We start from the raw sequence: 12200 nt of genomic DNA, 5'->3' as shown, positions 1-12200 counted from the left end.
GTGATAGCGCCTCTCGCAAAAGGGATTCATAGAAAACCTTACAAGTACCTCCGCTTTTATTTGGAGCCCTGGCTCGTTTCCTTCTGGCCGAGTAGCTTTTCGATGGTCTCCTCCAGCTCTTCGGCCCGAAGGTTACGGGCCACAATGACGCCGTTGGGGTCCAGCAGGAAGTTGGCCGGAATGGCCCGGATGCCATACAGCTTGGCCGCGGCGCTGTCCCAGTAGGCCAGGTCTGACACGTGCTTCCAGGTAAGGTTATCCTTCTCAATGGCCTTCAGCCAGCTTTCTTTGCTGCGGTCCAGCGATACGCCCAGTACGCTGAAGCCCCGGTCTTTGTACTTTTGGTAGACCTTCACCACGTTGGGGTTCTCTCGCCGGCACGGCCCACACCAGGCCGCCCAGAAGTCTACCAGCAAGTACCCCCCGTACTGGTCCGACAGCCGTAGCGGGTTCCCCTCCGTATCGTTCATCACGAAGTCAATGGCCGGATTACCTACCTGCACCCGCTTGCCGATCACGATCAGCTCGCGTACCGTTTGGATGTAGGGAGTGTTATGCAGCGAAGCGTCCAGCAAGGCGACATTGCTCTCCAGCTCCTGGGGGCTCAGCCGGTACGAAAAATGCCGGTACAGCGCGTAGGCCGACACCAGCGAGCGCGGATGCTGCCGGATGAATTCATCAATCTTGACGTCTTCCATTTGCTCGTAAGCGAGGTACAACGCCTGTGAGGCGGAGCCCTGTACCTGGGTGTTTCGGTAGTAAGCCGCCGTGTCAAATGCCACCGTAACTTTGTCGGACTCGTCCAGAAACAGGTAGTAGGGCGATTTCTTTTCGTCCAGCGTGAGGCTGTAGAGCTCAGGTACCTGCAGCGCGGGAGAGAACTTAAATTTCCCGCCTTTGATTGCGCTGGAATCTATTTTTACAAATTTCTTATCCTGAAACTTTTGCAGGTAGATGACGCCCTCTTGCACGCCCGCTACCTGGCCCTCGATCTGGAGTGTTTTGGCTGGCCCCTGGGCAAAAGACAAGGTACTTAGGAGCAAGAGCCCCGCCAGGTACTGGTACATTGGTTTCATACTGGATGGCTGTTTGGTGTATGGTTGCTGATTAATGGACTGTCTGGAGGTACCTGTCTTATTAAGCGTTGGGTACTTACGCGTTGCTTTAAAACTGGAGGTACCTTGGCCAAACGAAGCATGCGTGGAGGCAATGAGCTGTTACTCTGCTACCTGGCTTTTTTTCGTTTTGTTCAAAAAGTAAGTAAAGGTAGGTAGTTTACAAAATCTACCAAAATTATAGACTACTAATTTTGAAGCTGAAACAGCACAATCCTACTTTGAAATGAAAATGTTCCATTTCCTATCCCAAACCAATAAGCTACTTTTTAAAAAAAGGCGAGCGCAGCGGCTTACCCCGAAACACAAAATCACGCCAGTCGAAGTAGGTATCCAGGTACACGAGCACCCGAATGCGGTAGTAAAGGCCATTGATGGGTACCGGCACGCGGTTTTGCAGATCTCTGCGGTAGCCTGCCTGTAGCCCCAGCCCCACCCAGCGCGTAGCAACCCACTCGCCGTAGCCCGCTACCGATAATGGCACTACCCAGTAGCGCTCCTCAGGCAGGCCCAGGCTTTCTTCGTCCAGCGAGAAGCGTTCGGCCACGGCGCGGCCGAGTCCCAGCTCCACCGGTGCCCCGATCTTCCAGCGCTTTCGGTTTAAGAAGCTGTGCCAGTAGCCTACGCGTCCAAAAAACAAGTCGGAACGGTAGTAGTAGTCCAACCCCTGGTCTAGGGCTCGTTCGCGGGCGGTCCGGCTGAGCTGTCGCCGTCCAAATCCACCGGCCCAGTAGTAGCCCAGCGTCAGTTCGTGCTGCATGGGACCCCAGGTACGGCCTATGCTACCTCCCCAGAGGTTTAGCTTATTTCCTCCCAGAAACGAGGCGCGGCGGTCGAGGTGAATTTTCCACTGGCTCAGCGAATCCTGTGCGCAGGCATGGCTATGCTTTCCGCTGAAGAAGGGCAGCAGAAAAAGCAGCAGAACCAAAAGGGGGAATGTTTTCATAGGTGTTGTAACCAAACACTGGAGAGCCCTCAAATGTTTAGGGAGGTACTTTCCCAACGCTAAGGCGTAGCCGGTTCGGCGGCTTTTTTAGTACGCCGGGGCCAGAACGGCGACCGCAAACGTTGCTTCTTGAACAGGAAAGCGTGCCAGTCGCGAAAAAAAGCCGTGTAAACCGAGTACCCCACGCTGTAGTACATGCCGTTGAAGTTGTCGGTAAGGCGGCGGCCGTTGAGCGCCCAGCGGTAGCCTACCTGCGCGCTGATACCCGCCCAGCGGGTTGCTTTCCATTCGCCGTAGCCGCCCACGTGAATAGGCACAAACCCGTACCGCTGCACAAACTGCGGCTCCTCGGCCTCGGTTAGTAACTCACGCCGCAGCGCCCGCGCCCGTCCGTACCCCACACCCACGGGCGCACTTAGCCGCCAGCGGTCGTTATTGACAAAATTGTACCAGTAAACCGGACTTACGTAGTAGAGGTCGGTTTGGGTATAGTAGTTGGGATGAAAGCGTAGCGCTTGGTCTTTTTCCCATTCGATGAGCCGCCGCGAGGCCTGGTACCCCAGCCAATAGTACCCCAGCGTCACTTTGTGCCGCCGCTTGCCCCAGCTATAACCAATATTAGCGCCCCAGACATTCACCAGGCGCTTGTCGATGAACGAAGTACGGCTGTCGAGGCTCACGGGCCAGGTGGCCCGCACCACCGCCGCCGAGTCAGCCGCCTGGGCCAGAGCGCCGCCCGAAAGAAGTACCTGCCCCAAAGCAGCAACAAGCATAGTAAGGCTCACAAAACGAATACGGTGTCGGTACATGGAAGCGGACAAAAATCAATCATACTCATGCGTACTGTTCGAATGCACTAGGCACAGCGGAGGGAATAGCCTACTAACGAGCCAAACGGGTGGCAAATTTTGCAAAATGTTTTTTTAAAAGAAAAGAGGAATTGAGCCAAAGGAATTCCAGGATTCAGAACCACTTCCCCCAGCGTACTTTCCGGGCAAAGGCCGCCGGGGAGTCCGTACCCCGCACGTCGATCCGGTTGAGTTCGTAGGGGTCGGGAGGTACTGCGCGGTTGAGGCGGTTGCCAATCCGAAAAGCCGCCGCAATGCCTTTCTCCCGAAACAGCCGCCGCATGGCTTCGCGCGCCAAGGTACCTTTAGGCCGCCCACCGTAGGGATAAGCCAGGGCGCGCACAAAAGGTAGTTGGTGCGTTTCAAAAAAACGCAGGCAGGCGGCCAGATCCGCCGCCATCTCTTCCGCCGGGAGGTACTTATAGTTTTGGTGATGATGCGAGTGTAGGCCCAGTTCAAAGGCACCGGGGTCGAGCCCGCGCAAGGCTTCTACCGACAGCAGCGGCGCGGCCGCCTCCTGGTCCCAGTCCGAATGCTGGCCTACGTAGGCCGTAGGCACAAAGATGGTGGCCTTGGCGCCAAATTCTTGCAGTATCGGCGCGGCCAGCGTAAGGGTAGTTTGGTAGGCGTCGTCGAAGGTAAGGAGCACGGGCTTTGGGGGAAGCGATGAGGTACCTTGCCAGGCGTCGAGCCATTGCTGTACCGTAATAAACTCGTACTGCTGCTGCCGCAAATGTGCCAGCTGGGCGCGTAGCTGCTCAGTGGTGACGGTGAGGTAGTCGGGCTGTTGCACACTTACTTTGTGGTACATCAGCACCCGCACCCTCGCTTTGCTATTCAAACCGGGCTCGTCGTTAGTAGGTACTTTGGGAGTTCAGGAAAGCGCAATTTCGCGTAGCTTGGCGTACTTGGTAGTAGTGAAAGCGGCCATCACCATGGCCCACATGAAGCCGGGGTAGCCATCAAGTACCCCAAAGCGCAGTACATAAATGCGCAGAAATGTAAGCGGAAAACGCAGCACCGTTTTCAGAGCCGAGGCTTTTTTGCCCTTAAGAAGGAGCTTTTGGGCCGAAAGCGAGCTGTACCGGTTTTGTTTTTCCAGGAAGTCCGACAAATTTTCGTAGCTGTAGTGGTACACCCGCTGCTGCAAAGTACCTATGGTACCCTGTAGCTGAATCCGCTCGTGTACCTGGTCGGTGGTGAAGTTGCCGGCCCGGCGATCAAAGAGCCGCAGGAATTTTTTGTTGTATTCGCCCGAATAGCGCAGCATTCGCCCCATAAAGACGAGCGAAATCGGGAAGCGGTAGCCCCGGTGTGGCGGCTCAGTACGCAGTAGCTCCCGGATCTCCCGCCCCAGCTCCTCCGAAACCAGCTCGTCGGCATCCAATGACAAGATCCAGTCGTGGGTGGCCTGCTGCACCGCAAAGTGCTTCTGCGCGCCGTAGCCGTCGAAAGCCCGGTGTAGTACCCGTGCGCCGTGCGCCCGCGCCACCTCCACGGTACCGTCGGTACTTCCTGAGTCCACTATTATAATTTCGCTTGCCCAGCTTACCGATTGCAACGTTTTAGCCAAAATATGGGCTTCGTTGAACGTAATAATCACAACACTTACAGGTACCATCCAAACACAGATCCGAGTTAATTATCCAAAATGCCGATCCAAGTAAATTAAAGCCCAAAGGTGCATTCCTTTACTTAAAAAGAGTTTAGAATTTAATTAAAATAAACTTAGAAAATAAATGAAATTTTTAATGCTGCCCAGAAAGTACCCCCAAGCGCCCCAAACAAAACAAAGGAGGGTACAGTTGAAGGAACACATCTAATCATCGATCGATTCAGTACCATGAAAAAAAACACCAGCCAGGCAGACGCCGCCGGTACCTTAACCCTGGGCAGCGACCTGACCGTCAACCGCTTGGGCTACGGGGCCATGCGCATCACGGGCGAGGGCATCTGGGGCCCGCCCAAAGATAAAACCGAAGCCATCCGGACCCTGAAACGGACCCTTGACCTGGGCATTAACTTCATCGACACCGCCGACAGCTACGGACCGCACATCTCAGAAGAGCTCATTGCCGAAGCGCTCCACCCCTACCCCGACGACCTGGTGATTGCTACCAAGGGCGGGCTCACGCGCACCGGCCCCAACCAGTGGCCCATCAACGGCCACCCCGACCACCTGCGCGAGGCGCTGGAGGGTAGTTTGAAGCGCCTGCGCCTGGAGCGCATCGACCTCTACCAACTCCACCGCTTTGATCCAGAAGTACCCATCGAAGACACGCTGGGTTTCCTGAAAGAGCAGCAGGACCGCGGCCTGATCCGGCACCTGGGCCTCTCAGAGGTGTCGGTGGCGCAGATCCGGCAGGCGCAGGAGTTGGGCGTGGAGGTAGTTTCGGTACAAAATATGTACAACTTCGCGCAGCAAAAATGGAACGACGTGCTGGACTGGTGCGCACAAAACGGGGCCGCTTTTATCCCCTGGTACCCGCTGGCGAGCGGGAATCTGGCGGCCGAGAAAGCCCTGGAGCAGGTAGCCCAAAAGCACCGGGCCACCAGCTACCAGGTAGCGCTGGCCTGGCTGTTGCAGCGCTCGCCCGCCATGCTGCCCATTCCCGGCACGGGCTCAGTGAAGCACCTGGAAGAAAACACCGCCGCCGCCAGCCTTCACCTGGACGATGAAGACCTTAAGGTACTTTCGCGTACGTAGTTTGGGGGTACTTTCTTGTCTGTTTTCTGCATCAGACGCATTTTCTATTTCTTAGAGACAATCCGCCCGCTCGTTGCATGGCGGATTGTTTTCTTTTCAAACGGGCTAAAAATCAATCCCTAAGTACATGTCCAGCCTTTTCGACGTTAAGTAGGAAAGGCAGAATGGTTTCTTTTATTTCAGGAAAGAGAAGATTGAACCGAATGCTGTACCGTAGCTTACTCATGCTTCTGCTGGCCGGACTCGCGGCCTCCTGTTCCTCGGTGGACCTCCCCGAGGAAGTAGCCGCGGCCATGGAGGAGGTACCCGAAGCGGTAGACTACAACCTGCACGTGAAGCCCATCCTTTCGGACAAATGCTTTGCCTGCCACGGACCCGACCAAGCCAAGCAAAAAGCCGACCTGCGCCTCGATCTGGCCGATTTTGCCTACCACAAACAAACCGAAAGCGGCCGCAAGGCCATCGAGCCGGGGCGCCCCTCGCGCAGTGAGCTGGTATACCGCATCCTGACCACCGACCCCGACGCCGTGATGCCCACGCCCGAGTCGCACCTGACGCTCACGCCCCTGGAAAAAGCCACGCTGGTGCGCTGGATCGACCAGGGGGCCGAGTACAAGCCGCACTGGGCTTTTGTGGCTCCTCAGGAGCCCAAACTACCTAAAGTAAAGCAACGCGACTGGCCCAAGAACGAGATCGACTATTTTGTACTGAATAAACTGGAAAAGCAGGGGCTCGCGCCCTCGCCCGAGGCCGACCGCGAAACGCTGATCCGCCGGGTGAGCTTCGACCTCACCGGCCTACCCCCAACCCTAGCCGACATCGACGCCTTCGTGCAGGATACTTCGCCGCAGGCCTACGAAAAGATGGTAGACAAGTACCTGCGCTCGGTGCGCTACGGCGAGCGCATGGCGGCCTATTGGCTCGACGTGGCCCGCTTTGCCGACAGCCACGGCTACCTCGACGACAAGCACCGCGACATGTCGCCCTGGCGCGACTGGGTCATTTCGGCTTTCAACCGTAACCTTTCGTTTGATAAATTCATCAGCTGGCAGCTGGCCGGGGATTTATTGCCCAACGCCACGCAGGAGCAGATTCTGGCCACGGGCTTCAACCGCAACCACAAGCAGAACTCCGAGGCGGGGATCATTGAGGAAGAGTACCGCGTGGAGTACGTCACCGACCGCACCAATACGCTCGGTAAGGCCTTCCTGGGCCTGACCGTGGAGTGCGCCAAGTGCCACGATCACAAGTACGACCCCATCAGCCAGAAGGATTACTACTCGCTCTACGCATTTTTTAACAGTACCTTCGAAAAAGGCAGCCCCAACTACGGCGGCGAAGACGTGGTGCCCGGCCCCACGCTGCTGCTCACCCAGCCCGAGCACGACCGTAAAATTGCCGAGCTCAAAAAGCACATTGCGCAGCAGGAAAAAAAAGTCCCTCAAGTACCAAGTACCTCCGCAGCGCCGGGTACCTCGCTGGGACAGAAGCTGGTAGCGCACCTGGCTTTTGAGAAATTGATCAAAAAGCAGGTACCTCAGCCCAAAGGTGCCCCGCGCGCGGTGGAGCAGTTTGTAAACCTGGCCGACCCAAGTACCCCCGCCGAGGTACTTTTTGCCGAAGCGGGCGAAGGGGTACTTGGCCAATCCCTGAAAATAAACGCCGATACCCGCCTCAACCTGCCGCCCTATAAAGTGGGGTACTTTGAGCGCCACGAGCCGTTCGCCATTTCGCTTTGGGTGAAGGTACCCGAGGTCTACGACAAAGCCACGCTCGTTTACCATACCGACACCTGGCGCTACGGCAACCAGGGCTACGATCTGATTTTATTAGACAATAAAGTCAATTTCCGGCTCATGCACGCCTTCCCGCACGACGCCCTCAGCGTGCTAAGTACCTCCGCGCTGCAGCCCAACCGCTGGTACCACCTCGCCGCCAGCTACGACGGCTCCAGCCGGGCCGCGGGGATGAGCCTGTACCTCGACGGCCAAAAGGTACCTACCACCACCGAGTACGACCACCTGGTGAAGAACATCCGCTCCCGGCCCAACATCCATAAGTCGAGCCGCTTCAACGGCGTACGCATCGGGATGCGCGACCTCGACCGCTCGCTACCCGGCGGGGAGCTGGACGAATTCATGCTCTTCGACAACGAACTGTCGGCTTCGGAGGTAAAGTACCTTTTGGCCAAAAACAAAGTAGCCGCCGCACCGCCCTCCCAACGCCAAAAGTACCTCAGCGCGCGCGAAACGCCTCTTCTTAAGCTGCGCCACCAGCTCACCACCGAGCTTGACTCCCTCCCGGAAGTGATGGTCATGGGCGAACTACCCCAGCCCCGGCCTACGCACGTGCTCGAACGCGGCGTGTACGACAGCTACGGCGAGCGCGTGTACCCAAGTACCCCCGGTTCTTTGCTGGCGTTTCCCGAAAATTTACCCAAAAACCGCCTGGGCCTGGCCCAGTGGCTGCTGCTGCCCGAAAACCCACTCACGGCCCGCGTGGCGGTCAACCGCTTCTGGGAGTTTTACTTTGGGCGCGGGCTGGTCAAAACCACCGACGACTTCGGCAACCAGGGCGAACTACCCTCGCATCCCGAGCTGCTCGACTACCTGGCCGTACAGTTTCGGGCCTCGGGCTGGAACCTGAAAGCCCTGCAAAAAAGGATGCTGCTTTCGGCTACCTACCGCCAGAGCTCCCGGATCACGCCCGAGCACCGGACCAAAGACCCGCAAAACGTATGGCTGGCGCGGGCGTCGCGCTACCGAATGCCCGCCGAGATGATTCGCGACAACGCCCTGGCTTCGGGCGGATTATTGGCCGGGAAAATCGGCGGCAAGAGCGTGTACCCCTACCAGCCCGCGGGCCTCTGGGACGAGCTCAGTGACAAGTCGTGGCGCTACAAGTACCTGGAGGAGCCGGGCGAAGGCCTTTACCGGCGGAGCATCTACACCGTATGGAAACGTACCTCCCCGCCGCCTTCCATGCTGATCTTCGACGCGCCCGACCGCAACTTCTGCGCCGTGAAGCGTGTGCAGTCGAGCTCGCCCTTGCAGGCGCTGGTGCTGCTCAACGACCCGCAGTTTGTGGAAGCAGCCCGCTTTGTGGCCCTGCGCATGCAGCGGGAAAGTACCTCCCAGCTCCACGACCAGCTGCGCCACGGCTACCGCCTGCTGACGGGCCGCGCCCCCAACGCCCAAGAGCTGAAGGTACTTGAGCGGATGTACCAAACGGAGTATCAAACCCTACGGCAGGCCCCGCAAAAAGTACAGGAGTACCTGGCGGTAGGCTACAGCCCCCTACCCACCGGCTACGCCACGCCCGAAACCGCCGCGCTGGCCCGCGTAGCCGCCGCCGTAATGAATACCGACGAGTACATGACCAGGAAATAAAGTACCCCAAAAACCAACCGATACCATGAACGAAGAACTTCGGCAACTACTACTTTCTCAGCAGCGGCGCGACTTCCTGCGCGGCAGCGTACTGGGCCTGGGTACGTTGGTGCTCCAGTCGCTCATGGGTTGTCAAAAAGGTACTTCCGAAAGTACCCCTGCCGCCGAAGCCGCCCAGGTACCCGACGAAAACCGTCCGCTGGGCAAGCCGCACTTTGCGCCCAAAGCCAAGCGGGTCATCTACCTCTTCCAGAGCGGCGGGCCGTCGCAGATGGAGCTTTTCGAGTACAAGCCCAAGCTCACCGAAATGCACGGTCAGGAAATTCCGCCGTCGGTGGTGGGCAAAAACCGTATTTCGGGCATGGTCTCCAACCAGTACAGTTTCCCGCTGGCCCAGCCCGCCGCCACCTTCAGCCAGCGCGGGGCCAATGGTACCTACATCAGCGATTTGCTTCCCTACACGGGCCAGATCGTGGACGATATTTGCCTGGTCAAGTCCATGTACACCGAGCAGATCAACCACGAGCCCGCCATGGTTTTTATGCAAACCGGCAACCAGCTCAGCGGCCGCCCCTGCATGGGCTCCTGGCTTAGCTACGGGCTGGGTAGTTTGAACGAAAACCTGCCGTCGTTCATCGTGATGCTCTCCAAAGGGGGCGGCGACCAGCCCATCAGCTCCTCGGCCTGGAGCAACGGTTTTTTGCCTTCGCACCACCAGGGCGTGCAGTTTATGTCGGGCAAAGATCCCGTGCTGTACCTGTCGTCGACGGGCGGTCTCGATCGCATGGACCGCCGCCGGGCGTTGGATTTTATCAAAGAATTGAATCTTCTCCAAAACGAAACCTGGCAGGACCCCGAGGTAGACTCACGCCTGACGCAGTACGAAATGGCCTACCGGATGCAGGCCGCCGTACCGGGCGTGACGGACATCTCGCAGGAGCCCCAGTACATCCTGGACATGTACGGCCCCGACGTGAAAGTACCCGGCTCGTTTGCGTATAACTGCCTGCTGGCAAGGCGGCTGGCCGAGCAGGACGTGCGTTTCGTCCAGCTCTATCACCTGGGCTGGGACCACCACGGCAGCCTTTCGAAGGGCATCCGCAACGCCACCCGCCAAACCGACCAGGCTTCGGCGGCTTTGGTACAAGACCTCAAAATGCGCGGCCTGCTGGACGACACGCTGGTGGTATGGGGCGGCGAATTTGGCCGCACCAGCTTCTGCCAGGGCAAGCTCACCCCCGAAGCCTTCGGCCGCGACCACCACCCCGGGGCCTTCACCATGTGGATGGCAGGCGGGGGCGTGAAGCCGGGGCTGGTCTACGGCGAAACCGACGACTTTGCGCACAATGTGGTTCAAAATCCGGTGCACGTGCATGACTTCCAGGCTACCTTGCTGCACCTGCTGGGCATCGACCACGAGCAGTTTACCTACAAAAGCCAGGGCCGACGCTACCGCCTCACCGACGTCCACGGCCACGTAGTCAAGGATATTTTGGTTTAGATTAAGGTACTTCAATAGCTCCGTTCTTTTCGGGAAAGTACCTGGGGAAAAGGTCGATTCAGGATGAATCGCACGTTTATAGTCAGTCTGTAAAGGATCTGGCTCGATTTCAGAGGAATTGCACGCTTCTAAAGGGTATGCTCAATCCTAAAAAAAGCGTTTTTTAGTTTCTAAGTCAGTGTGTCTTTCCTAAATTTCGTCCTGTTTTTAGGGTACCTTCGTAAAGTACCTCGTCTGTCTTCATTTCTATTTATTTCGTTCATGATCAAGAACTATTTGCCCGTCCTGGCCGTAGCTACCTCGCTGGTTTTTATGCAAAGCTGTAATTCTACCAAAACCGCCAACGAAAGTACCGGCTCGCTGAGCCTCATGGTGGTCGATCCCGGTCACTTCCACGCCGCTCTGGTGCAGAAGTCGATGTACGAGGCCATTGACCCGCATGTACACGTATACGCGCCCGCCGGGCCCGACGTGCAAGCCTACCTCGACAAGATCAATCAGTACAATTCGCGGGAGGAAAACCCTACTAGCTGGGAAGAAAAGGTATACACCAGTGACGATTTCTTTGAAAAAATGCTGAAAGACAAGCCCGGCAACGTGGTGGTGCTGGCCGGGAATAACCAAAAGAAGACGTCGTACATCAAGCAATCGGTTGATGCGGGCCTCAACGTCCTGGCCGACAAGCCCATGGCCATCGACGCGCAGGGCTTTGCGCTGCTGCGGGAAGCCTTTGCCAGCGCCGAGAAAAACAACGTGCTGCTCTACGACATCATGACCGAGCGCTACGAGATCACCAACGCCCTCCAACGCGAACTGGCCCAGCTCCCGGAGGTATTCGGAGAACTCCAAAAGGGTACTTTGGAAGAGCCCGCCGTGGTGAAGGAAAGCATTCACCATATCTTTAAGTACGTGTCTGGTGCGCCGCTGGTGCGGCCGAGTTGGTTTTTCGACGTGAAGCAGCAGGGCGAAGGCATCGTGGACGTAACCACCCACCTGGTGGACCTGATCCAGTGGGCCAGCTTCCCCGAAACGCCCCTCGACTACCGCAAAGACGTACAGATACTTTCGGCCCGGCGCTCCCCTACCAAGATGACGCCCAGCCAGTTTAAGCTCGTGACGCAGGCCGACGAGTACCCCAGCTACCTGGCCCAAAATGTGAAGGACAGCACCCTGAGCGTGTATGCCAACGGCGAGATAAATTACACCCTCAAAGGCATTCACGCGCGGGTGATCGTGAAGTGGAACTTCCGGGCTCCCGAAGGTACCGGCGATACGCACTACTCCATCATGCGCGGCTCGAAGGCCAACCTGGTGATCCGGCAGGGAAAAGAGCAGAACTTCAAACCCGTCGTGTACATTGAGCCCATCAATCCGGGAGCTGACTACGAAAAAACGCTTCAGCAACAAGTAGCCCAGATCGAGAGCAAGTACCCCGGCGTTGAGCTGAAAAAGAATGATAAAGGCTGGCAGCTCGTCATTCCTGACCGCTACGAAGTAGGCCACGAAGCGCACTTCGGGCAGGTAGCCGAGAAGTACATGGAGTACCTCAAAGACGGCAAACTACCCGCCTGGGAAGTACCCAACATGATCACGAAGTACTTTACCACCACCCAGGCTTTGGAAAAAGCCACAACGGTGGAGTAAGACAAACGTCTGTAAGGTACCTTCAAAGATGTTGACAAAGAAACCTGGTG

Annotated in this window: 9 protein-coding genes; 4 read left to right on the top strand and 5 right to left on the bottom strand. The window is 57.3% G+C overall.

From position 1 onward, the window contains the following. Nucleotides 1-56 precede the first annotated feature (56 nt). The 5 genes from HNQ92_RS03460 to HNQ92_RS03440 form a co-directional block, all read right to left on the bottom strand. Complete coding sequence (locus HNQ92_RS03460; RefSeq protein WP_221307361.1) at nucleotides 57-1076, bottom strand: TlpA disulfide reductase family protein; 1020 nt, start codon at nucleotides 1074-1076, stop codon at nucleotides 57-59. Nucleotides 1077-1377: 301 nt separating this feature from the next. Next, a complete protein-coding gene (locus tag HNQ92_RS03455; protein ID WP_184170958.1) occupies nucleotides 1378-2061 on the bottom strand; it encodes a hypothetical protein in 684 nt (227 codons plus the stop codon). A 59-nt stretch (nucleotides 2062-2120) separates the two neighbouring features. Then, complete coding sequence (locus HNQ92_RS03450; RefSeq protein WP_184170955.1) at nucleotides 2121-2870, bottom strand: hypothetical protein; 750 nt, start codon at nucleotides 2868-2870, stop codon at nucleotides 2121-2123. 154 nt (nucleotides 2871-3024) lie between these two features. Continuing rightward, nucleotides 3025-3750, bottom strand: coding sequence for a polysaccharide deacetylase family protein (locus HNQ92_RS03445; protein WP_184170952.1), 726 nt, complete (start codon nucleotides 3748-3750; stop codon nucleotides 3025-3027). Between the two features lie 33 nt (nucleotides 3751-3783). After that, nucleotides 3784-4512: a glycosyltransferase gene (locus tag HNQ92_RS03440; RefSeq protein WP_184170949.1), complete on the bottom strand. Its 729-nt coding sequence runs from the start codon at nucleotides 4510-4512 to the stop codon at nucleotides 3784-3786. Nucleotides 4513-4752: 240 nt separating this feature from the next. On the opposite strand from HNQ92_RS03440, the gene HNQ92_RS03435 reads away from it, so the two are divergent. The 4 genes from HNQ92_RS03435 (at nucleotide 4753) to HNQ92_RS03420 (ending at nucleotide 12150) form a co-directional block, all read left to right on the top strand. Continuing rightward, the gene (locus tag HNQ92_RS03435; protein ID WP_184170946.1) at nucleotides 4753-5616 is read left to right on the top strand and encodes an aldo/keto reductase; all 864 of its coding nucleotides are present in this window, start codon (nucleotides 4753-4755) and stop codon (nucleotides 5614-5616) included. 203 nt (nucleotides 5617-5819) lie between these two features. Beyond that, nucleotides 5820-9005, top strand: coding sequence for a DUF1553 domain-containing protein (locus HNQ92_RS03430; protein ID WP_246439550.1), 3186 nt, complete (start codon nucleotides 5820-5822; stop codon nucleotides 9003-9005). A 25-nt stretch (nucleotides 9006-9030) separates the two neighbouring features. Beyond that, entirely contained in the window at nucleotides 9031-10506 is a 1476-nt protein-coding gene (locus HNQ92_RS03425) for a DUF1501 domain-containing protein (protein WP_184170940.1), read from the top strand. Between the two features lie 261 nt (nucleotides 10507-10767). Beyond that, nucleotides 10768-12150, top strand: coding sequence for a putative oxidoreductase C-terminal domain-containing protein (locus tag HNQ92_RS03420; RefSeq protein WP_184170937.1), 1383 nt, complete (start codon nucleotides 10768-10770; stop codon nucleotides 12148-12150). Nucleotides 12151-12200 lie beyond the last annotated feature (50 nt).

The organism is Rhabdobacter roseus (assembly GCF_014202275.1).
Classification (GTDB): Bacteria; Bacteroidota; Bacteroidia; order Cytophagales; family Spirosomataceae; genus Rhabdobacter; species Rhabdobacter roseus.
This window is presented reverse-complemented; position numbering and strand designations above follow the sequence as displayed.